The sequence below is a fragment of the Moorena producens PAL-8-15-08-1 genome (assembly GCF_001767235.1).
Lineage (GTDB): Bacteria > Cyanobacteriota > Cyanobacteriia > Cyanobacteriales > Coleofasciculaceae > Moorena > Moorena producens_A.
In genome coordinates this window covers 3146484-3169167 of record NZ_CP017599.1, presented here as the reverse complement: position 1 = coordinate 3169167, position 22684 = coordinate 3146484, and the positions used below count along the sequence as shown (strand labels likewise).

General features: G+C 45.6%; 15 protein-coding genes. 12 read left to right on the top strand and 3 right to left on the bottom strand.

Annotation, left to right across the window (positions count from 1 at the left end; translation table 11 throughout):
* Positions 1-301 precede the first annotated feature (301 nt).
* From BJP34_RS11930 to BJP34_RS11915, 4 genes are all read left to right on the top strand, one after another.
* Positions 302-673 (top strand): response regulator transcription factor, encoded by a 372-nt coding sequence (locus BJP34_RS11930; RefSeq protein WP_070392541.1) that lies wholly within the window; start codon positions 302-304, stop codon positions 671-673.
* Between the two features lie 31 nt (positions 674-704).
* On the top strand, positions 705-1250 hold the full coding sequence (locus BJP34_RS11925) for a chemotaxis protein CheW (RefSeq protein WP_070392540.1): 546 nt from the start codon (positions 705-707) through the stop codon (positions 1248-1250).
* Positions 1192-6531: a GAF domain-containing protein gene (locus BJP34_RS11920; RefSeq protein WP_229424326.1), complete on the top strand. Its 5340-nt coding sequence runs from the start codon at positions 1192-1194 to the stop codon at positions 6529-6531. The genes BJP34_RS11925 and BJP34_RS11920 overlap by 59 nt, the downstream gene beginning before the upstream one ends.
* Positions 6532-6959: 428 nt before the next feature.
* The gene (locus BJP34_RS11915; RefSeq protein WP_324611050.1) at positions 6960-10484 is read left to right on the top strand and encodes a chemotaxis protein CheA; all 3525 of its coding nucleotides are present in this window, start codon (positions 6960-6962) and stop codon (positions 10482-10484) included.
* Between the two features lie 71 nt (positions 10485-10555).
* Here the strand turns inward: BJP34_RS11915 and tnpA are convergent, their stop codons facing one another.
* Positions 10556-10960, bottom strand: coding sequence for an IS200/IS605 family transposase (tnpA, locus tag BJP34_RS11910; protein WP_070392539.1), 405 nt, complete (start codon positions 10958-10960; stop codon positions 10556-10558).
* A gap of 73 nt (positions 10961-11033) precedes the next feature.
* On the opposite strand from tnpA, the gene BJP34_RS11905 reads away from it, so the two are divergent.
* Positions 11034-12359, top strand: a complete 1326-nt coding sequence (locus BJP34_RS11905) for an RNA-guided endonuclease InsQ/TnpB family protein (protein WP_083305110.1) — start codon at positions 11034-11036, stop codon at positions 12357-12359.
* A gap of 16 nt (positions 12360-12375) precedes the next feature.
* Entirely contained in the window at positions 12376-12774 is a 399-nt protein-coding gene (locus tag BJP34_RS11900; RefSeq protein WP_070392538.1) for a response regulator, read from the top strand.
* 101 nt (positions 12775-12875) lie between these two features.
* Here BJP34_RS11900 and BJP34_RS43010 read toward each other — a convergent pair whose 3' ends face one another.
* Positions 12876-13046 (bottom strand): hypothetical protein, encoded by a 171-nt coding sequence (locus BJP34_RS43010; RefSeq protein WP_158517148.1) that lies wholly within the window; start codon positions 13044-13046, stop codon positions 12876-12878.
* A gap of 178 nt (positions 13047-13224) precedes the next feature.
* On the opposite strand from BJP34_RS43010, the gene BJP34_RS11895 reads away from it, so the two are divergent.
* The 6 genes from BJP34_RS11895 (at position 13225) to BJP34_RS11875 (ending at position 22416) form a co-directional block, all read left to right on the top strand.
* Positions 13225-13629: a chemotaxis protein CheW gene (locus BJP34_RS11895; protein ID WP_070392537.1), complete on the top strand. Its 405-nt coding sequence runs from the start codon at positions 13225-13227 to the stop codon at positions 13627-13629.
* A gap of 921 nt (positions 13630-14550) precedes the next feature.
* The gene (locus BJP34_RS11890; protein ID WP_070392536.1) at positions 14551-15792 is read left to right on the top strand and encodes a response regulator; all 1242 of its coding nucleotides are present in this window, start codon (positions 14551-14553) and stop codon (positions 15790-15792) included.
* Positions 15793-16003: 211 nt separating this feature from the next.
* Positions 16004-16375 carry a response regulator transcription factor gene (locus tag BJP34_RS11885; RefSeq protein WP_070392535.1) on the top strand — a complete coding sequence of 124 codons (372 nt, stop codon included), beginning with the start codon at positions 16004-16006 and terminating at the stop codon, positions 16373-16375.
* A 45-nt stretch (positions 16376-16420) separates the two neighbouring features.
* A complete protein-coding gene (locus tag BJP34_RS11880) occupies positions 16421-16981 on the top strand; it encodes a chemotaxis protein CheW (protein WP_070392534.1) in 561 nt (186 codons plus the stop codon).
* Between the two features lie 129 nt (positions 16982-17110).
* On the top strand, positions 17111-17311 hold the full coding sequence (locus tag BJP34_RS39425) for a hypothetical protein (RefSeq protein WP_149030928.1): 201 nt from the start codon (positions 17111-17113) through the stop codon (positions 17309-17311).
* A 2-nt stretch (positions 17312-17313) separates the two neighbouring features.
* The gene (locus tag BJP34_RS11875) at positions 17314-22416 is read left to right on the top strand and encodes a GAF domain-containing protein (RefSeq protein WP_070396624.1); all 5103 of its coding nucleotides are present in this window, start codon (positions 17314-17316) and stop codon (positions 22414-22416) included.
* Here the strand turns inward: BJP34_RS11875 and BJP34_RS43005 are convergent.
* On the bottom strand, positions 22403-22558 hold the full coding sequence (locus tag BJP34_RS43005; RefSeq protein WP_158517147.1) for a hypothetical protein: 156 nt from the start codon (positions 22556-22558) through the stop codon (positions 22403-22405). The genes BJP34_RS11875 and BJP34_RS43005 overlap by 14 nt on opposite strands.
* Positions 22559-22684 lie beyond the last annotated feature (126 nt).

Sequence of the window (22684 nt, the reverse complement as noted above, 5' to 3'; positions counted from 1 at the left end):
AAGACTTAACTTATAGCGGTTCTCATAGTAATACACATAATTTTTTTCCACGTCCGACTTCCCTCTCTTCCCTTCCTGGGAGGGTTTAGGGGCGGGTTCCTGTTCCCTGTTCCAAAGTCCCTGCTCTCTGCCAGGACGAAAGTACCTAAGCGAATGTATAAATGCTATATTTGACTACTTTTTAATCTTGGTTATTTGTTAATTTAAAATCTAAAAGTTAAACTGGATTAGTTATACTTGACAAGTTTAAATTACCCAACTTAAATTAACATTATGACTACTTTTATAGTAAGCAAATTTTATGACGACAGTCCTTTTGGTTGAAGATAGCTTGACAGAAAATGAGATGGTAAGTGGTTACCTCAGACAAGCTGGTCTCAAGGTAGTTAGTGTCACAAGTAGTGAGGATGCCCAGATTAAACTTCAGTCCCAGAAACCAGATGTGGTGATTCTCGATGTGATTTTGCCAGGACAAAGCGGGTTTGAACTGTGCCGGGAACTCAAGACTAATTCCAACACCGAAACCATCCCAGTGGTGATTTGCTCAACTAAAGGAACTGATGCCGACAAACTCTGGGGTTCGATGCTGGGAGCTGATGCCTATTTACCTAAACCGATAAACCAGCAAAAACTAAAACAAACAATTCAGCAATTGTTAGGTATTACGCATTAGGTATTAGGTATTAGGTATTAGGTATTAGGTAATGTTGAACTCCCTTGACCCAGTGGTAACACAAACAAATCTTGACCTACTAAACTTAGATCCACTAACCCCAGAAACCCGAGTGCGGTTGCTGCGTTTTCCTCTTGGCTTTGAGGATAGTATTCTGTTGCCCCTAGAGCAGATTACCGAAATTATCAGGGTGAATGTGCCGGAGGTTCTGCTGGTGCCGGAAATGCCCAGTTGTATTTTGGGAATTGGTAATTGGCGTTCAGAAATGCTCTGGTTGGTAGACCTAAAGCAGCTGGTTGGCTATCCACCTCTGTCTGAGCTTGGGCAAGTTTCGGTATCTCCTGTGGCAATCGTAGTTCAGGCCAATGACCAGTCTGTGGGTCTGGTGGTGTCCCAAGTCAATGAGATTGAGTTACATGAATTGGAGCAACTCCAGCCAGCATCTCCTGGCTTATTTCCTCAATCGCTACTGCCTTTTCTGCTGGGGTACCTGCCTGGGGATGGCAGTACAGTCTTGGATGTCAAGGCTATTACTCAGTTTCCCCTATGGCAGACAGATCAAGAAGGGCAGTCTTGAGGTTTTTCGACCAAATCAATGCCATCAAACCAATTATGACTGGTTGACAAGCTCGTCACTAACTCTGCCCATTGAACAGTCTATTGGCAGGGTTACTACCGACTCGATTGCCTCTGAAATGCCATCATGGTCGGCAATTTTACCATTATCAGATGTTGAAAAAAGCGAAACTATAACTATGTCAACACTTGATCAATCTAAGGAAATACTCACATCTTCGTCCCAACTCAATCAATCATCGAGTAATGGTAATGGCAAAGGGACACCTACCGGGTTGAAGCTCCACCTAGCCGTCGATATTGAGGAACACTGCAAGGGTGAGCGGCAGTGGTTATTCCACCTGGCCACCCAAATGCGCAAAGCAGAAACTAGTGATGCCCTGTTGAGAACCACCGTGACTGAGGTTAGTCAACGTTTACGAGTAGACCGAGCCTTGATTTTTCGCTTCCAGTCCGAGAATCGGGGTACGGTGCTAGTTGAGTCCATGGTGGGTGGTTATACTCCCAGCCAGGAGGAGTGCCTGCCGGTGATTGCATTTGGGGCATTGAATCGCTCAGCCTACGAGCAACAGGAAGTTGTAGCCCTTAATGATATTAATGACCGGGCTCTGACTCCGTTTCAACTTCAACTGCTAGAACGATTCCAGATCAAAGCCAGCCTAAGTCTACCAATTTTGCTCGAGGGGCAATTGTGGGGCTTACTAGTGGTGCAGCAATGTTCTGGTTCCCGGGAATGGCAGGAAGCTGACATTAGTCTGCTTTACCAAGTTGTTACTGAACTGAGGCTAAGTCTACAGCCAGTGGAATCTTTTACCCGACGGCGAGAGCAGGTGAAGCAAGAAAAGGTCTTGGCTCAAATCTTGGCCACAATTCCACCGTCAAATGTACCGGAGATTGCCCTGGGCAACATTTGTGAAGAACTACGCCTGTTTTTGAAGGCGGATCGGGTAGTGGTTTATCGCTTCAATCGAGACTGGAGTGGTGAATTTGTGGCTGAGTCAGTTGCAGAGGGTTGGGTGAGGCTGCTCGAAGACCAAAAGCAAAATCCTAACCTGACATCAGCCGATATATTCTCCTCTCAGCGCTGTACGGTCAAGCAAATCGGATCTGTGGCCAGCCCTACTACCGATACCTATTTAAAGCAGACACAAGGGGGCGGCTATTTCAAACGTCATCAGGTACAGCGAGTTGACGACATCTATGCCGCTGGTTTTTCTGAATGCTACATTGAAACCTTAGAAAAATACCAGACCAAGGCTTATATTATAGCCCCAATCTTTGATGGTGAATACCTCTGGGGCTTATTCGCCGTTTACCAGAACTCTCGCCCTCGGCGTTGGCAAGATAGTGACGTCATGCTGCTGTCACTACTGAGTGACCGTCTCAGTAATGTTCTCAAGCAATTGGACATGGCAGCCCAGCTACAGGAGAAATCGGAGCAACTGGATATTGCGGTTAAGGGGGAAAAAATAGCCAATCGCTTGCTTGATAAGATACTTAAAAGTTCCGACATCAACAGTGTTTTTCAGACCGCTACTAAAGAAATCCGGCAGCAGCTCAAGTGCGATCGCGTTGCTGTCTATCGCTTCAATCGAGATTGGAGTGGTGAGTTTGTGGCTGAGGATGTGGCACACGGTTGGATACCGTTAGTTGGACCGAGTATTAAAAAAGTCTGGCGCGATACCTATTTGGAAAACACCCAAGGCGGTCGGTATCGCCACAATGAAACCTTAGCCGTTGATGACATTTACAACGTTAATTACGATCAGTGTCATATTGACCTGTTGGAGCAATTTCAGGCTAAAGCTTATGTGATTGTACCGATTCTGCAAGGGGAAATCTTGTGGGGTTTACTGGCAGCTTACCAGAACAATGGCCCTCGTCACTGGCAGAAAATGGAGGTGGGTATACTGGCTCAGATCGGCCGACAATTTGGGGTTGGCCTCCAGCAAACGGAGTATATTGATCAACTGCGCGCAAAATCCAGCCAACTGTTAAAGGCTTCAGACCTAGAAAAATCAGCAGTCAGAGTCATCAACAAGATCCGGCAATCTCGGCAACTGGATACCATTTTCAAGACCACAACCATAGAAATCCGTAAGCTCCTGATGGCTGACCGGGTGGGTCTGTTTCGGTTTGACCCTGAGTCTGGCTATAACGATGGAGAGTTGGTCTCTGAAGATGTGGCCAATGAGTACGATGCCATCCTGGGTAAGAAGATTCACGACCATTGCTTTAGTGAAGAGTATTCCGCCCACTATGTCGAAGGGCAAGTACACACAGTTGCTGATATCTACAATGGGGATCTCAGTGATTGCTACATTGAGCTACTAGCTCAGTTTCAAGTCCGGGCTAACCTGGTGGTGCCATTGTGTAAAGGCACTGAACTGTGGGGATTGTTGTGCATTCACCAATGCAGTAAGCCCCGTCAATGGCAGGAGTATGAGATTGATTTTGTCAAGCAGATTGCCCTACACTTTGAAGTTGCCCTACAACAAACAGAGTACCTGGCGCAAGTAGAGGCGAAATCCACCCAGGTCGCTAAAACCGCACGGATCGAGCGAGGGGTAGTTAGAATCATCAACAAGATCGGTCAGTCTCGAAACCTTGATACCATTTTCAAGACAACTGCTATCGAAATTCGTAAGCTTCTTCAGGTTGACCGGGTGGGTGTATTTAAGTTTTACCCTAACTCTGGCTTTGATGATGGGGAATTGGTATCTGAGGATGTGGCATCAGGCTACGATGCCATGCTAGGAATCAAAGTTAACGACCACTGCTTTGGTGAACAGTATGCCCCTCACTACACCCAAGGACGAGTGCAAGCGGTTGCTGATGTCTACAATGGGGGACTGAGTGATTGCCATATTGAGCTGCTGGCTCAGTTCCAAGTCCGGGCTAATCTGGTTGTCCCCCTACTTCAAGGACTTCAGTTGTGGGGATTGTTGTGCATTCACCAATGCAGTAAGCCCCGTCAATGGCAGGAGTATGAGATTGATTTTGCCAAGCAGATTGCCCTGCACTTTGGGGTAGCCCTACAGCAATTGAGCTACCTCGATCAAGTGGAGACCAAATCCCACCAGCTTGCCCAAGCTGCTGTACGGGAGCGAGTAGTAGCAAGCCTTAGCAACAATTTGTCCCAGTCTCTAGATGTTTACAGTATCTTCGATAGAATCACCAAAGAGTTACAGCAAGTGTTGGGAGCTGACCGGGTAGTGATCTATCGCTTTAACTCCGACTGGACTGGTCAATTTGTGGCTGAATCCGTTGCCCCTGGCTGGCTTTCTTTGATCACTGAACAAGAAACAGACGACCGCTTGAAGGTGGATCTAATCGCTTCTGAGCGCTGCACTGTTACAGCCATGAGTGTTTATTCTCGTAATCATATTGATACCTACTTGCAAGACACCAAGGGTGGAGACTTCGCCCGAGGTGACCACTTCAAGAAGGTTGATGACATCTACACCATGGGTTTCGCTCCCTGCTACATCAACACTCTGGAAAAATTCCAAACCAAGGCATATCTGATTATGCCGATTTTTCAAGGTGAAAAGCTCTGGGGGCTACTAGGCGCTTACCAAAATACCGGACCCCGTCAGTGGCAAGATACTGATGTTACCCTCATGCTCCAGATTAGTAATTCCCTGGGATTAGCCTTGCAGCGATCCCATTACCTAGATCAGGTGCGAGCCCAATCTACCCAACTCACCAAAGCGGCTCAAATCGCTCAGGGGGTAACCAAAATAGTCGGTAAGCTATTTCACTCTCGGGATGCAAATACCATCTATCGTATTACTACCCAAGACGTCCGGCAGCTACTCAAATGCGATCGCGTCGCCCTCTATCAATTCAATCGAGATTGGACTGGTCAGTTTGTAGCTGAGGCAATTGCCACCGGTTGGTTGCCATGGGTGGGAGCCAATATGCAAGCCTTCTGGCCCGATACTTATCTACAAGACACCCAGGAAGGTCAGTATCGCAATCGTAAAAGCGTGGCAGTTGATGACATTTACACCTTTGGTTATTCTGACGATTATCTGGAAACCTTAGAGGAATATGAGGTTAAGGCTTATATGCTGGCACCGATTTTTATTGAAGGAACCTTATGGGGTTTACTGGGTACCTACCAAAATACTGGTGCTCGTGACTGGCAAGAGTTTGAACTCAACGCCCTGGCTCAAATTGGGGTGCAAGTAGGTGCAGCCCTGCAACAGGCTGAGTATCTCGCACAAATCCAAGACCAGTCCCAGCAGCTCACTAATTCAGCACAACGGGAGAAAGCCGATAAAGAAGCGGTACAGCGGGAGGTAATGCAGTTGCTCTCAGCCGTGCGACCAGCTCTAGAAGGAGACCTCACCGTCCGAGCTCCGGTCACCAACAATGAAGTCGGTACCATTGCTGATGCCTACAACAACACTTTACAAAGCCTGCGCCGGATCGTGACTCAAGTGCAACAAGCCTCCAGGAAAGTTGCCCAAACGTCTGTTGACAGGGAATCAAACATTGCTTTGCTCACAGCCCAAGCCCAGCAGCAATTTATGGCTCTTGGTCAAGCCTTAGAGCACATCCAGACCATGGTTAATTCTACAGAAGCTGTCGGTCAGAGTGCTCAACAGGTGGAAGTGGCAGTCCAAACCGCTAACCAAACTCTCCAAGCAGGAGATGCAGCAATGAACCGTACTGTAGATGGAATTCTCGAAATCCGCGAGACAGTGGCAGAAACCAGCAAACGGCTTAAGCGTCTCAGCGAATCGTCCCAGAAGGTTTCGAGGGTGGTCAACCTGATTAGCAACTTTACGAATCAGACCCAATTGCTAGCCTTGAATGCAGCCATTGAAGCCACCAGGGCTGGTGACTATGGACGGGGTTTTGTCGTGGTTGCCGATGAAGTACGTTCTCTAGCCCGTCAGTCAGCGGAAGCCACCACTGAAATCGAGCAGTTGGTACAGGAGATCCAGAAAAGTACCGCTGAGGTGTCTACAGCCATGGATAAAGGTATTCAACAGGTTGCCCAAGGAACGGCCATGGTACAAGATACCCGTCTAACTCTCAATGCTATTGTTGACGCCACCAGCCAAATCAGCCAGCTGGTAGAGGGTATTACCCAAGCCACCCAGGTACAGACCCAAGAGTTCCAATCCGTGACCACTACCATGACTGAAGTTGCAGGAATTGCCAACAAGACCTCTTCCGATGCCATGGAAATTTCTAAGTCTTTCCAAGAACTCCTAGCCATGGCAAAGAATCTTCAAGCCAGTGCTGACCAGTTCAAGGTTGAGTAGTCAAAAGCCATTGCTAAAATTCATTTTAAATGGGTTTTAGCAAAAGGCAAAAGGCAAAAGGCAAAAGCCAAAAGGCAAAAGCCAAAAGCCAAAAGCCAAAAAGGGACTGGTATATCTCTTTTTGATTTTATTGACTATATACCTTTTCAAGGTATTAGTAATTAATAATAGCATGTTTTTGTTTAATACAATACCTAATTTATTAACTTTGTATAAAAACTAATAAGACTATCATTTTTTAGAATAATCAGGTAGAGATAAATTTTTTTATTTTATCCCGATTCCCGACTCCCGACTCCCGACTCCCGACTCCCGATTCCCGATTCCCGACTCCCGACTCCCGACTCCCGATTCCCTACTCCCTACTCCCTACTCCCTACTCCCTACTCCCTACTCCCTACTCCCTAAGAATAAAATACCTCACCCAATTGACAATTGCTCTAATGACTAATGACCCGAAAATTCGTGAGCAAAGCTATCGCTACTTTCTCCAAGAAGCACCGGAACTGCTGCAAGTCTTGGAAAACGATTTGCTGAGTTTGCCAGAAAACTATAGCATCAATAAAGTCAACAACTTGATGCGCACTACCCATACCCTCAAAGGCGCAGCAGCTAGCATTGGCTTGGAAACAATTGCCACGGTAGCTCACTCCTTGGAGGATGTTTTCAAAGCTCTGTTTAACCCAGACTTGTCCATTGATCCAGACATTGAAGCCTTACTGTTTCAAGCTTATGAGTGTCTCCGCCTACCTCTAACCGCTGAACTCACAGGCCGGCAAATCGATGACACCGAAGTCAAGAATCGAACTGCTGCTGTTGTTGCCCAACTCCAAGAGAAGCTGGGGGACTGTTTTGATCTCGAATCCTATCTGCCCACCTCAGTAGAATTGGGCTTCGACGTCACCCAGTCCATTTTTGAAGTGGGGGTTAGTCAAGGGTTAGACGTAATCCAAGCTGCCCTAAATAGTGATAATCCCACTGAAATCAGCATCACAGTTCGCCACCAAGCAGAGGTTTTCTTGGGGTTAGGGCAATCCATTGATTTACCAGGATTTGCCGCTATTGCCAAAAATGCGATCGCAGCCCTAGACAACCATCCCGATCAGGTGCTCACCATTGCCAAGACGGCTTTGTGTGATTTCCAAGCCGCACAAGCAGCGGTGCTAGAAGGGGATAGGACTCAAGGCGGTCAACCTTCTATGGCTCTGCAACAACTAGCTGACCTGAAGTGTTCAAGTCAAAATTCACAATTGACAATTCACAATCAATCTTCTGTCTTCCGCAACGGAAAAGAACAAAAAGAAGCTGATACACAATACATTGTGATAGATAATTGGTCTTCCCTGGATTTATTCATCGAGTCATTCCCCAATCCCAAGTTGAGTAATAGTGACCCAAAACAAGACCTTAATCCAGTTGAGTTCAGAGTAGAAGAAGGAGAATATTTTGTTAATAATTATGAGGGAAACAGTAAATGTAAATTATCCCATAATTATGAATTTATCACCCCTGTTGTAGAAGCAGAAATAATTTATTATCATAAACAGCATAAAGAAGAGAAGGAATATAATAAAAACAAGACGAAAAAAAACGAAATACAAGATAACCAAACAACATTATCTTCTTCTTCTTCTTCATCTTCCTCTTCTTCCCCCCCTCCCCAATCCTCTCCTTCTTCCGTGACTCATCCAGAATCTAAAAGAAGGAAACAGTCCCACCTTGTGGAGATGATCTGGGGAGGGTCAACCCCACTAGATCACCAAACCTCTGATCAAAGTAAAGAGTTGCAGAGGTCAGACCTTCGAGATATAGATGTCTGGGATAGAGAGATAGCTTCCCCTGAGCCAGAAGTCGGCACAGAAAAAAATTTTATTCACAACATGGGGATGATTGATGGAGATAATGAAAATAAAGAACAAGGACAAGATCCCTCAGTTATTACAGACGAGATCATCCCCCCCATAGGCAACACTAGAAATTCCCCTCTAAACTCTTCCCATCGGACCATAACTCCCTCCAACCAACATCCAAGCACGCCATCATCTAGGGATCTATCTGGTACTGTGCGGATAAATATTGAGCATCTAGAATACCTGAATTACACCATTGGGGAATTACTAACCAACCAAAACCGCCAGTTGCTCGAAAATGAACAACTGCTGCGGGCAGTGCGAGTACTCCTTGATCGTATCCAGCAACATCAACAAGTGCTTGAGCAAGTACAAGATTGGTACGACCGCCTGTTTATTTTGACGCAACAACAGCAGATTAGGAAAAGGTTGCAGCTTAGCAAGTTTAACCTTGAAGCTTTAAACAAAAACTTTGCTACCGACCCCAATCTTCGTTTTTCTTCCTACCCTTGGACAGAAAAACCGTTGCAGGTTAGCAAGTTTAATGTTGAAGGTTTAAACAAAAACAAAGCTACCAACCCCAATTCTGCTGCCAACCTACCCTACTCGAACGCCAAAGCCGAACAACTTAATAACCAAGGCCTATTGGCCACGCTAGGCTCTCAACCTGCCAACTTTCAACATAGCAACTTTCAACATAGCAACTTTCAACCTACCAACTTTCAACCTACTAACCAAGGCCTATTGGCCACCCTACGCGAACAACATACCGACTATTTCGATGACCTGGAACTAAAACGTTATAGTACACCCGAGCTTGAGATTCAGTCAGTTGTAGAAGACGCTATACAATTAACAGAAGCTGCCCTAGACATTGAGCTGTTCAGCACCCAATCGAGTAAGACTCTCGAACAACAACGTCGGTTGTTAACCAACCATCGTGATGTCTTGATGGACGCCCGGATGTTGCCTTTAGGGGAAGTATTTAGCCGTTTCCCCCCTGTCCTCAAGCAGTTGTCCGCCTCCCACCATAAGCTGGTAGAGCTGAAAATTTCTGGTCATGATGTTTTAGTGGATAAAGTTGTTGCCCAGAAGCTGTACGACCCCCTGCTGCATCTTGTGCGTAATGCTTTTGACCACGGCATTGAGACTCCTGCTGTCAGGCAACAACAGGGCAAACCAGAAACAGGATTAATTGAAATCAGTGCTTGCCATCGGGGCAGACATTTGGTGATTGAAGTGTTTGATGACGGGCCAGGGTTGAATTTTGAACGGATTCGCCAACTAGCAGTAGAACGTGAACTGATAGACTTTGAACAGAGTAATAGTCTCAGTGAGGCTCAGCTGAGGAATTTGTTGTTTGAACCAGGCTTTTCCACGGTCTCTGGGGTGAATAACCTCTCTGGACGAGGTGTTGGTCTTGATGTTGTCCTAAACCAGGTCAAAGCTCTCAGGGGTTCGGTAATAGTTGATTCTTCTCCGGAGCAAGGCACCAGATTTAGACTACAAATTCCCCTGAGTTTAACCATAGATAAGTTACTCCTGTGTCAGGCTGGGAGCGAAGTTTATGGTTTGATAACTGATCAAGTCTCCCAAATTATTATTCCTGAGGAACACCAACTCCGAAGTTGGGAAGATGGTAAAATCCTTCACTTGGGAAAGGGCAGTGATCAGCAAATGGTTAAAGTCTACCAACTTGGGCAAGTCCTAGATTATTCCTCTGTGGCTTCTCCATTCTCGGTCACCCATCCCCATCAGCCTGTTGTTCCTAAACCGACGATTAGACCAATCATTCTGATCCATTACCAGGATCAGCTTGTCGGTCTGGAGGTAGACCAACTGCTTGGAGACCAGGAGTTGGTGATTCGTCCTTTGGGCACAATGATTGTGCCACCCCCCTATGTGAATGGGGGCAGTATTCTGGCCGATGGTCGGTTGACATTGGTGCTGGATGGGACTGAATTGATCCAGTACCTGTCTGACCAACAGACCGATGGCAGTCAAAGGTTACAGGTTAGCACATTGAAGGTTGAAAGCAAAAGCGATGAGGAAGCCACCGAACCGATAAAAACCCTTTCGCAAAAGCAGCTTCCACCTTCATAAAAAACCAACAAGCAGGAAACCCCGTGTCTTTAGACCGGGGAGGAATGCTCACAGTGGCAAAGCGCCACCTGTTAACTATGGTGAGGATCAGTGATATATCTTTGAATCGTTTCGGTACTGACTTTTCCTGCTGTAGAGAAAAAATAACTATTAGTCCACAAAGAAGGTAGTCTTTTAAGTTCAGGGAACTCTTTTCTTAGATAGTTAGCACTCCGACCTTTAAAAGCTCTGACTACCTGACATATGGCATCAGTGGGATTTATCTCAACGAAAAGATGGACATGATCGGGGGCTACCTCAAGAGCTTTTATATTCCACCCTTTCTCCTGGGCGATCACTGAGAATATCTCGTATATCCTGTCTCTAATCTTTCCAACTAAAACTTTTTTTCGTCTTTTTGGTATCCAAACTAAGTGAACTACACATAGACCTACAGCATGGTTATAGTGCCTGTACTCAAAAGTAGATTTTCGCATTTTTATCCGGAATTGACATTTCTTGTATTGTAGACTAATATAAGAGAACAACAAGCCAGCCAAGGGGTCGAGGATGGCTAAAACAAAGAAGCAAATGGGAGTACAGCAGATATTGCTACACCCTGACAAAGAAACGGAAGCTATACTGACTTACATTTGCCAACAGTCAGGTAAATTGTACAATATGGGAGTTTACTTTTCTAGACAAATATTTTTCAAGACAGGCAAGTTCTTGACTGGTAAATTTGACTTGGTCTATGAAAAGAGTATAGGAAAGTCAATAATAGCGAAGTCTCTTCCTTCAACTCCGGCTCAGCAAACATTGTTGAGTGTAACTGAAGCTTTTAAATCCTATAAAGGACTTAGAGACTTATGGTTTAAAGGTCAATTAACAGACAAACCTTCTCCTCCCAAATATCTAAAAGGCTCTAAACTGTTTAAGGTCGCCTACCCTAACTCCGGAGGGCAAAAGCCAAAAATAAAAGATGGAAGGTTAGTATTTTCTTTGGGATTAACGGTAAGACGCTGGTTCGGAGTAAAAAGCTTTTCTCTACCTTTCCCTTCTAACTTAGAAGGAAGGAAGATAAAGGAATGGACTATACTCCCAAAAAATGGTGCTTTTTACTTGGAGGTCTCTTATGATATCCCAAGTCAAATCCCAGTAAATCAAGAAGCCAACGAAGCACTAAGTATTGACCTCGGAACTTCTAGTAATCTAGCCGCCTGTGTTGACACTTTAGGGAATTCGTTCTTGATCGATTCCCGTGCGATGAAGTCCTATAATCAGTATTGGAACAAGCAGGTAGCTACAAGGAAAGAAGGGAAACCGCAAGGATACTGGGACAAATGGCTTGACAGGGTGACAAGGAAGCGCAATCACCGCGTTCGAGATGGAATCAATAAAGCTGCCCGATTAATTATTAATCACTGTTTAAAGAATGGAATCAAGACAGTCGTCCTCGGCTGGAATGAGGGATTTAAAACCAACTCCAGAATGGGGCGAGTGAACAATCAGCAATTTGTTCAAATACCCTTGGGAAAACTAAAAGATCGATTATCCCAGCTTTGCGATCTGTACAATATTAAGCTTGTTTTAACTGAAGAAGCTTACACCAGCAAAGCTTCGTATCTAGATGGAGACACCCTACCCAGTTTTGGTAACAAGCCAGCTGAGTGGAAAGCATCTGGTCGAAGAATTAAACGAGGTTTATACAGGTCTGCAAATAATTCAATTGTTAACGCAGACCTAAATGGCAGTGCAAATATACTGCGAAAAGTAGCCAGAAACCTAGACCTGGATCTAGGCAGACTGGGTAGGCGGCCATTGACGACCGCAGCGAGGATTAGACTTTGGGGGCTACCTCAGTCTAACCTGTCCGCAGAATCCCCGCGCCCTTAGCGACCGGGGAGTGTCAATGGTTGAACCATTCTGGGTCAGACGTAAGCCAAAGGTACTCCTGGTAGATGACTCCATCACCCTGCGCCACACTCTAGCCATGACCTTAGACAAGAATGGCTATCACGTGTTTCAAGCCCAGGATGGTTATGAAGCCATTGAGCAACTACAGCATCAGACAGATATACAGTTGGTAATCTGTGATATTGAGATGCCTCGCATGAATGGGTTTGAGTTTCTCAAACACTGTCAGCTTGACCCAGCTTTGGTAGATATTCCTGTCGTTATCCTCACCTCCCGCAGTAACGATAAACACCGCTTGATTGCTTCACAGTTAGGGGCCAAGGCTTATATCACTAAGCCCTATTTGGAACACAAATTGTTGACAACAGTAACCGATGTTGTTGAGCCCATTTAACCCTTAATCAGGGAGTAGGGAGTGGGGAGTGGGGAGTGGGGAGTAGGGGGAATAAAGACTATACCTCATAAGTATTATCAACGCTATAGCAATTCTCATAGCTATGAGGTACACAATTTCGGGATTTTAGGGAACAGGGAACAGGGAACAGGGAACAGGGAACAGGGAACAGGGAACAGGGAATCGGGAATCGGGAATCGGGAATCGGGAATCGGGAATCGGGAATCGGGAATCGGGAATCGGGAATCGGGAATCGGGATGCGCTGCCTCAATACTGTACCTCATAAATGCGATAAAAGCTATATATTCGGGAATTATTTGGTAATTTGTAATTATTAATTTATCATTGCTAATCGAAAAAGTTTCGTATTTGTTAAACGAAATTTTTTCCTTAATTTAATCAGCATTCAGCACGAATAACTAAGCAATAAGCACTATAAAATAAAGGCGATGGACGACGATAAAAAACTAGACAAGTTCATGGTTTTTCAGATTGCTGACTATTCCCTATGTCTTGGGATTAGGGATGTCCTGAAAGTGGTGAATTTTACCACTGAAATCAAAAGGGAGATGAAAACCATGGGATTAGTTCAGCTAGGCAAGCATAGCATTAAGGTTTGGGATTTACATCAGCAGTTGGGTGATGGTAGTTTACCTCACCTAAGCCCTAACCAAAGGTTCTTAGTGATTATTCGTCCTAGGGACTCCGAACTTTGGGGAATTTTTGTGGATGATCTACCCAATTTGGTGGAGTTACCCGAAGACATGATGCGACCTATCCCAAAGTCTTACCGTCAGTCCAGTGTTCTTGAGATGATATCTCATGCAGGTGTTATACCAAACGAAGCATCGTAAGCATTCAGCCTCATGCTATTAGCTATCAGCTAGCAGGCGCTTTAACTGCACGGGGTCGGATGAGTAAAACGAGCAGGGATTTTCAACCAGCCTTACCAGCACCCCCCAGCTTGTTTACTACCGACCGTTGATTAGCATGATAGCACCTCAAGTAGTGTGAGCACCTCAAGTAGCGTGGCCAACGGCCAAGGCTCACGCCTGATAGCACCTCAAGTAGCATCTCAAGTAGCGCATATGCTTACCTGGCAAGTATGGCTCACGAAACTCAGTACACACGATTATTTCGCAGTTAATTCTTTTGAAAATAAATAATCCTTTTTTTAAAGACTTAATAAAGTTAGCTAGATTTTGTTGCTGATGTTACTGAGAAATGCTACATTTGCATGTTAGCAAAGTATCCTACGACAATTAGCCTATCTTAAGACTTATATCATAGTTATGATTAAGCCATAATAAATAAAGTTAAGTTTAATTAATTTGTTTTAAAAAAACCCTTAATTAAGCTAAGATTTATCAAGGTCAGCTACTAATTGACCTTCAGTTTGGCTAACCGAGTTTTGCTGATGGTTAGTGAAACTCGATCATGGTGCATCTCCACAACCCTAGCTTGAATTGTCTGCTAACATTACGATTTTGGTGCATTTCACCAAAACCATGATTTACGGAAAACTGGGCTAAAAACCCGATATTTTGTAAATACTATCCAAATATAGTGGCTGCGTAAGTTCTGAAAACTATACACAATATTATAATTCACACTATTACCTATTAGGTATTAATTAAAATAGTAAAAATTGACAATATACGTGCTAATAGAGGCGCTAAAAAACTAGGATTATTACTTGTTAAATATTCATTGTTAATTGTTAGTTAAGAGTTACTAATTACTAGTGGCATTGCTATATATCTATAGAGACACCAATGACGACTCAAAAAGTATTGACCACCGACAAACTGGCACAACAGATTCAAGGTTGCGCAAAGGCGCAATTGACTGGTCGGTTGGAGATTGAAGATCCCCAAGGTCAGCAGTGGAGTCTTTCTTTTCACTTGGGTCGTTTGACTGGGGGTGCTAGTAAAATGCATCCGATTCGTCGTTGGTGTCGGCAGTTGTCTGTACACTGCCCAGAACTATCAGCATTTCCTGTGTGTCAGGGGTCGTCGGCTCAGCCGGTGTATTGGGATTACCCATCTCTAGCAGAACTAGTCAGACAGGGGAAAGTACCGCTAAAACAGATGAGGTCTGTTGTTGCTGGCAACTGTACGGAAATACTCTTCGATATCATCCAACGGCAGGAACAACTCCGCTGTGGTTCATCAGAGCAACTAACTTACAGGCAGATTCCTCAACAGACTATTGATTCAACCTCTGATTCAACGTCTGATTCAACATTGGTAATAATTGAAGCTGATCAGATTTGGCAACAGGCTTCGCAGGCTTGGGAACCTTGGCAACAGGCTGGTTTGGTAAATATTTCCCCTTCTTTGGCTCCGGTGATCTGGGATGCTGACAAATTGCGACAGCAGACCTCATTACTGGCCTACCATAACCTGACTACCTTAGTGGATGGCGATCGCACTTTGAGGGATTTAGCTCTGAGGTTGAAACAGAATCTTTTGCCTCTGACCCAATCAATCATGCCCTATATCAGATTACAGGTGATGGGTCTGATCTCGGTTGGAGACTTCCGCTGTGATACTCACTTTACTAAAGCCACTAACCCAATGCCAGAAACTACCGGAAGAAAAGGAGGACCAATTCAGACATTACCAGCTAGTCCCTTGGTAGTTTATATCGAAGACAGCCAAATCGATCGGCTGACCATGAGTCAAATTCTTGCCAATGCTGGCTATCGATTTATCAATGTTCAAGACCCAATCAAAGCCTTGCCGACCTTGCTAAAGCACAAACCACAGCTGATCTTCTTGGATTTGGTGATGCCAGTTTTAAACGGGTATGAAGTCTGTGCACAAATTCGTCGGGTTTCGGTGTTTCAAGACACGCCAGTAATTATGGTCACCAGTAATGACGGAATTGTAGACCGAGTGCGGGCAAAGATGGTCGGTTCTACGGACTTTTTAGCAAAGCCTATTACTCGGTCAAAGGTATTGACAATTCTACAAAGGCATCTCGGAGTTACTCGTAATATCCTGTCCGGTTGAATACTTACTTTAATAGTTTAGCAAAGGGAACAGGGAGTAGGGAGTAGGGAGTAGGGAGTAGGGAGTAGGGAACTTTCGAGAAAAACTTATCACAATTAATTTTGTATACTTATTCATTCAATTTACTAAATATTATTTTTAATAAAAAAATCAATCAAAAAATAATATTTACAAAAAAAACTAATATTCTCAATAATTTTATAAAATAATTATGATTACAGTCCTTTTGGTTGAAGATAGCTTGACAGAAAATGAGATGGTAAGTTGTTACCTCAGAGAAGCTGGTCTCAAGGTAGTTAGTGTCACAAGTAGTGAGGATGCCCAGATTAAACTCCAGTCCCAGAAACCAGATGTGGTGATTGTTGATGTGATTTTGCCAGGACAAAGCGGGTTTGAACTGTGCCGGGAACTCAAGACTAATTCCAACACCCAAACCATCCCAGTGGTGATTTGCTCAACTAAAGGAACTGATGCCGACAAACTCTGGGGTTCGATGCTGGGAGCTGATGCCTATTTATCTAAACCGATAGACCAGCAAGAACTAATACAAACAATCCAGCAATTGTTAGGCATTAGGCATTAGGCATTAGGTATTAGGTATTAGGTATTAGGTATTAGGTATTAGGTAATGTTGAACTCCCTTGACCCAGCGGTAACACAAACAAATCTTGACCTACTAAACTTAGATCCACTAACCCCAGAAACCCGAGTGCGGTTGCTGCGTTTTCCTATTGGCAAACAGGACAGTGTTCTGTTGCCCCTAGAGCAGATTACGGAAATTATCAGGGTGAATGTGCCGGAGGTTCTGCTGGTGCCGGAAATGCCTAGTTGCATTTTGGGAATTGGTAATTGGCGTTCAGAAATGCTCTGGTTGGTAGACCTAAACCAGCTGGTTGGCTATCCACCTCTGTCGAAGCTTGGGCAAGTTTCGGTATCTCCTGTGGCCATAGTGGTTGAGGTCAATGACCAGTCTGTGGGTCTGGTAGTGTCGCAAGTCAATGAGATTGAGTTACATGAATTGGAGCAACTCCAGCCACCGACTCCTGGTTTATTTCCTCAATCGCTACTGCCTTTTCTCCTGGGTTACCTACCTGGGGATGGGGGTGCAGTTTTGGATGTCATGGCTATTACTCAATGTCCCCTATGGCAGACACATCAAGAAGGGGAGTCTTGGGGAGGGCAGTCTTGAGGTTTTTCGACTTAGCCTCCTCGGAGATCTGCCAATTGATCAGGGCAATCATGATCAGTTTTGATCAACCAAATCAATCCCATCAAATCAATTATGACTGGTTGACAAGCTCGTCACTAACTCTGCCCATTGAACAGTCTATTGGGAGGGTTACTACCGACTCGATTGCCTCTGAGATGCCATCATGGTCGGCAATTTTACCATTATCAGATGTTGAAAAAAGCGATGCAGTCGGCCAAAGGGGGTTTCCACGGGGCTTTCAAGGTGCGGACGCAGGTGACCCACGCAGCCCCTCCCCAAGAGCGACTGCATCAAGAAAGGAAACTATAACTATGCCACAATTTGATAAATCTGAGGAAATACTCACATCTTCGTCCCAACTCAATCAATCATCGAGTAATGGCAATGGCAAGGGGACACCTACCGGCGTGAAGTTCCACCTAGCTGTGGATATTGAGCAACACTGCAAGGGTGAGCGGCAGTGGTTATTCCACCTGGCAACTCAGATGCGCAAAGCAGAAACTAGTGATGTCCTGTTGAGAACCACCGTGACTGAGGTTAGTCAGCGTTTACGGGTAGACCGAGCCTTGATTTTTCGCTTCCAGTCCGAGAATCGGGGTACGGTGCTAGTTGAATCAATGGTGGGTGGCTATACTCCCAGCCAGGGGGAGTACCTGCCGGTGATTGCTTTTGGAGCTGAGAATCGCTCAGCCTACGAGCAACAGGAAGTTGTAGCCCTTAATGATATTAATGACCGGGCTTTGAGTCCGTTTCAACTCCAACTGCTAGAACGATTCCAGGTCAAAGCCAGCCTAAGTCTACCGATTTTGCTCGATGGGCAACTGTGGGGCTTACTAGTGGTGCAGCAATGTTCTGGTTCCCGGGAATGGCAGGAAGCTGACATTAGTCTGCTCTACCAAGTTGTTACTGAACTGAGGCTAAGTCTACAGCCAGTGGAATTTAGTATCCGACGGCGAGAGCAGGTGAAGCAGGAAAAGGTTTTGGCTCAAATCTTGGCCACAATTGCGCCGTCAAATGTACCGGAGATTGCCCTGGGCAACATTTGCCACGAACTGCGCCTGTTTTTGAAGGCTGATCGGGTAGTGGTTTATCGGTTCAATCCTGACTGGAGTGGTGAATTTGTGGCTGAGTCAGTTGCAGATGCTTGGGTGAGGCTGCTCGAAGACCAAAAGCAAAATCCTAACCTGACATCACCAGATATATTGTCCTCTAAGCGCTGTACGGTCAAGCAAATCGGATCCGTGGCCAGCCCTACTACCGATACCTATTTAAAGCAGACACAAGGAGGCAGCTATTTCAAAGGTCAGCAGGTAGAGCGAGTTGACGACATTTATGCCGCTGGTTTTTCTCAGTGCTACATTGAAACCTTAGAAAAATACCAGACCAAGGCTTATATTATAGCCCCAATCTTTAATGGTGAACACCTCTGGGGCTTATTCGCCGTTTACCAGAACTCTCGCCCTCGGCGCTGGCTTGATAGTGAGGTGATGCTGCTGTCATTACTCAGTGACCGTCTCAGTAGTATTCTCAAACAATTGGACATTACAGCCCAGCTACAGGAGAAATCGGAGCAACTGGATATTGCTGTTCAGGGAGAAAAAATCGCAAGTCGCTTGCTTGATAAAATACTTAAGAGTTCTGACATCAACAGTGTTTTCCAGACTGCTACTGAAGAAATCCGGCAGCAGCTCAAGTGCGATCGCGTCGCTGTGTATCGCTTCAATCGAGACTGGAGTGGTGAGTTTGTGGCTGAGGATGTGGCACATGGTTGGATACCGTTAGTTGGATCGAGTATTAAAAAAGTCTGGCGCGATACCTATTTGGAGGAAACCCAAGGGGGTAGGTATCGCCACAATGAAACCTTAGCGGTTGATGACATTTACAAGGCTGGTCATACTCAGTGTCACATTGATATCTTGGAGCAATTTCAGGCTAAAGCTTATGTGATTGTACCGATTCTGCAAGGGGAAACCTTGTGGGGTTTACTGGCAGCTTACCAGAACAATGGCCCTCGTCACTGGCAGAAAATGGAGGTGGGTATACTGGCTCAGATGGGCCGACAATTTGGGGTTGGCCTCCAGCAAACGGAGTCTGTTGAGCAACTGCGAGCACAATCCAAGCAACTGCTATTGGCTGCAGACCTAGAAAAATCAGCGGTCAAAATCATCAACAAGATCCGGCAATCTCGGAAACTGGATACCATTTTCAAGACCACAACCATAGAAATTCGTAAGCTTCTGATGGCTGACCGGGTGGGTCTGTTTCGGTTTGACCCTGACTCCGGTTTTAATGATGGAGAGTTGGTGTCTGAAGATGTAGTCAATGGGTACGATTCTATCCTCGGTAGCAAGGTTCACGACCATTGCTTTAGTCAACAGTATTCCCAGCACTATATTGAAGGGCGAGTACACACAGTTGCTGATATCTACAATGGGGACCTCAGCGATTGCTACATTGAGCTGCTAGCTCAGTTTCAAGTCCGGGCTAACCTAGTGGTGCCATTGCGTAAAGGGTCTCAACTGTGGGGATTTTTATGCATTCACCAATGCAGTAAGCCCCGTCAATGGCAGGAGTATGAGATTGATTTTGCCAAGCAAATTTCCCTTCACTTTGAAGTTGCCCTACAACAAACAGAGTACCTGGCGCAAGTAGAGGCAAAATCTACTCAGGTAGCTAAAATCGCACGGATGGAGCGAGCGGTAGTTGGAATCATCAACAAGATCCGTCAGTCTCGAAACCTCGATACCATTTTCAAGACAACTGCTATCGAAATTCGTAAGCTTCTTCAGGTTGACCGGGTGGGTGTATTTAAGTTTTACCCTAACTCTGGCTTTGATGATGGGGAATTGGTATCTGAGGATGTGGCATCAGGCTACAATGCCATGCTAGGAATCAAAGTTAACGACCACTGCTTTGGTGAACAGTATGCCTCTCACTACACCGAAGGACGTGTGCAAGCGGTTGCTGATGTCTACAATGCTGGACTGAGCGATTGCCATATTGAGCTGCTGGCTCAGTTCCAAGTCCGAGCTAATCTGGTTGTGCCCCTACTTCAAGGACCATTATTGTGGGGATTGTTGTGCATTCACCAATGCAGTCAGCCTCGTCAATGGCAGGAGTATGAGATTGATTTTGCCAAGCAGCTTGCTCTGCACTTTGGGGTAGCCCTACAGCAATTGAGCTACCTCGATCAAGTGGAGGCCAAATCCCATCAGCTTGGCCAAGCTGCTGTGCGGGAACGAGTAGTAGCAAGCCTTAGCAACCATTTGTCCCAGTCTCTAGATGTTTATAGTATCTTCCAGAGTATTACCAAAGAGTTGCGGCAAGTGTTGGAAGCTGACCGGGTAGTAATCTATCGCTTTAACTCTGACTGGAGTGGTGAGTTTGTGGCTGAATCCGTTGCCCCTGGATGGATTTCCTTAATCACTGAACAAGAAAGAGACGACCGCCTGAAGGTTGATCTAATCGCTTCTGAGCGCTGCACCGTTACAGCCCTGAGTGTTAATTCTCGTAATCATATTGATACCTGCTTGCAAGAAACCCAGGGTGGGGACTTCGCCCAAGGTGACCGGTTCAAGAAGGTTGATGACATCTATGCCATGGGTTTCTCTCCCTGCTACATCAACACTCTGGAACAGTACCAAGCCAGGGCATATCTGATTATGCCGATTTTCCAAGGTGAAAAGCTCTGGGGGCTGCTGGCAGCTTACCAAAATACGGGAACCCGTCAGTGGCAAGATACCGATGTCACCCTGATGCTCCAGATTAGTAATTCCCTGGGATTAGCCTTGCAGCGATCCCATTACCTCGATCAGTTACGAGCCCAATCTAGCCAACTCAGCAAAGCAGCTCAAATTGCTCAGGGGGTAACCAAAATAGTCGGTAAGCTATTCCAGTCTCGGGAGGTAACGAAAATCTATGGTATCACAACCCAAGAAGTCCGGCAGTTGCTCAAATGCGATCGCGTCGCCCTCTATCAATTCAATCGAGATTGGACTGGTCAGTTTGTGGCTGAGGCAGTTGCCACCGGTTGGTTACCATGGGTGGGAGCGGATATGGAAGCTTTCTGGCCCGATACTTATCTACAAGACACCCAGGGAGGTCGGTATCGCCATCGTGAAAGCTTGGCAGTTGATGACATTTACACCTTTGGTTATTCTGACAGTTACCTAGAAACCTTAGAGCAATATGAGGTTAAGGCTTATATGCTAGTACCGATTTTTATCGAAGGAAGCTTATGGGGTTTACTGGGTACCTACCAAAATACTGGTGCTCGTAACTGGCAAGAGTTTGAACTCAACGCCCTGGCTCAGATTGGGGTGCAAGTGGGGGCAGCCCTGCAACAGGCTGAGTATCTCGCACAAATCCAGAACCAGTCCCAGCAGCTGACCAATGCCGCACAACGGGAGAAAGCCGACAAAGAAGCGGTACAGCGGGAGGTAATGCAGTTGCTCTCAGCAGTGCGGCCAGCTCTAGAAGGAGACCTGACTGTCCGAGCTCCGGTCACCAACAATGAAGTCGGTACCATTGCTGATGCCTACAACAACACCTTGCAAAGCCTGCGCCGGATCGTGACTCAAGTCCAGCAAGCCTCCAGGAAAGTTGCCCAAACGTCTGTTGAGAGGGAATCAAACATTGCCTTGCTCACAGCCCAAGCCCAGCAACAATTTATGGCTCTTGGTCAAGCCTTAGAGCACATCCAGACCATGGTTAATTCTACAGACGCTGTTGGTCAGAGTGCTCAACAGGTAGAAGTGGCAGTCCAAACCGCTAACCAAACCCTCCAAGAAGGGGATGCAGCAATGAACCGTACTGTAGATGGAATTCTGGAAATCCGGGAGACAGTGGCCGAAACCAGCAAACGGCTTAAGCGCTTGAGCGAATCGTCCCAGAAGGTTTCGAGGGTAGTAAACCTGATTAGCAACTTTACGAATCAGACCCAATTGCTAGCGTTGAATGCAGCTATTGAAGCCACCAGGGCCGGTGAGTATGGACGGGGTTTTGTAGTTGTTGCCGATGAGGTGCGTTCTCTAGCCCGTCAGTCAGCGGAAGCCACCACTGAAATCGAGCAGTTGGTGCAGGAGATCCAGAAGAGTACTGCTGAGGTGTCTACAGCCATGGATAAAGGGATTCAACAGGTTGCTCAAGGAACCGCTATGGTACAAGATACCCGTCTAACGCTCAATGCCATTGTTGAAGCCACCAGCCAAATCAGCCAGCTTGTAGAGGGTATTACCCAAGCCACCCAGGTACAGACCCAAGAGTTCCAATCCGTGACCACTACCATGACTGAAGTTGCAGGAATTGCCAACAAAACGTCTTCCGATGCCATGGAAATTTCTAAGTCTTTCCAAGAACTCCTAGCCATGGCGAAGAATCTTCAAGCCAGTGCTGACCAGTTCAAGGTTGAGTAGTCGCCATTGCTAAAATCCATTTAAAATGAATTTTAGCAAGGCAAAAGGCAAAAGGCAAAAGGCAAAAGGCAAAAGGCAAAAGGCAAAAGGCAAAAGGCAAAAGGCAAAAGGCAAAAGGCAAAAGGCAAAAGGCAAAAGGCAAAAGGCAAAAGGCAAAATGGGACTGGGATATCTCTTTTTTCTTTTATTGACTATATACCTTTTCAAGGTATTCTTAATTAAGAATGGCATGTTTTTGTTTAATACAATACCTAATTTATTAACTTTG

Excerpts from the sequence above, each read along its gene's own strand:
- BJP34_RS11875 (WP_070396624.1), top strand. The coding sequence starts at position 17,314 with ATGCCACAATTTGATAAATCTGAGGAAATACTCACATCTTCGTCCCAA.
- BJP34_RS11900 (WP_070392538.1), top strand. The coding sequence starts at position 12,376 with ATGGTTGAACCATTCTGGGTCAGACGTAAGCCAAAGGTACTCCTGGTA.
- BJP34_RS11895 (WP_070392537.1), top strand. The coding sequence starts at position 13,225 with ATGGACGACGATAAAAAACTAGACAAGTTCATGGTTTTTCAGATTGCT.
- BJP34_RS11890 (WP_070392536.1), top strand. The coding sequence starts at position 14,551 with ATGACGACTCAAAAAGTATTGACCACCGACAAACTGGCACAACAGATT.
- BJP34_RS11925 (WP_070392540.1), top strand. The coding sequence starts at position 705 with ATGTTGAACTCCCTTGACCCAGTGGTAACACAAACAAATCTTGACCTA.
- BJP34_RS11920 (WP_229424326.1), top strand. The coding sequence starts at position 1,192 with ATGTCAAGGCTATTACTCAGTTTCCCCTATGGCAGACAGATCAAGAAG.
- BJP34_RS11880 (WP_070392534.1), top strand. The coding sequence starts at position 16,421 with ATGTTGAACTCCCTTGACCCAGCGGTAACACAAACAAATCTTGACCTA.
- tnpA (WP_070392539.1), bottom strand. The coding sequence starts at position 10,960 with ATGCGAAAATCTACTTTTGAGTACAGGCACTATAACCATGCTGTAGGT.
- BJP34_RS11930 (WP_070392541.1), top strand. The coding sequence starts at position 302 with ATGACGACAGTCCTTTTGGTTGAAGATAGCTTGACAGAAAATGAGATG.
- BJP34_RS11905 (WP_083305110.1), top strand. The coding sequence starts at position 11,034 with ATGGCTAAAACAAAGAAGCAAATGGGAGTACAGCAGATATTGCTACAC.
- BJP34_RS11885 (WP_070392535.1), top strand. The coding sequence starts at position 16,004 with ATGATTACAGTCCTTTTGGTTGAAGATAGCTTGACAGAAAATGAGATG.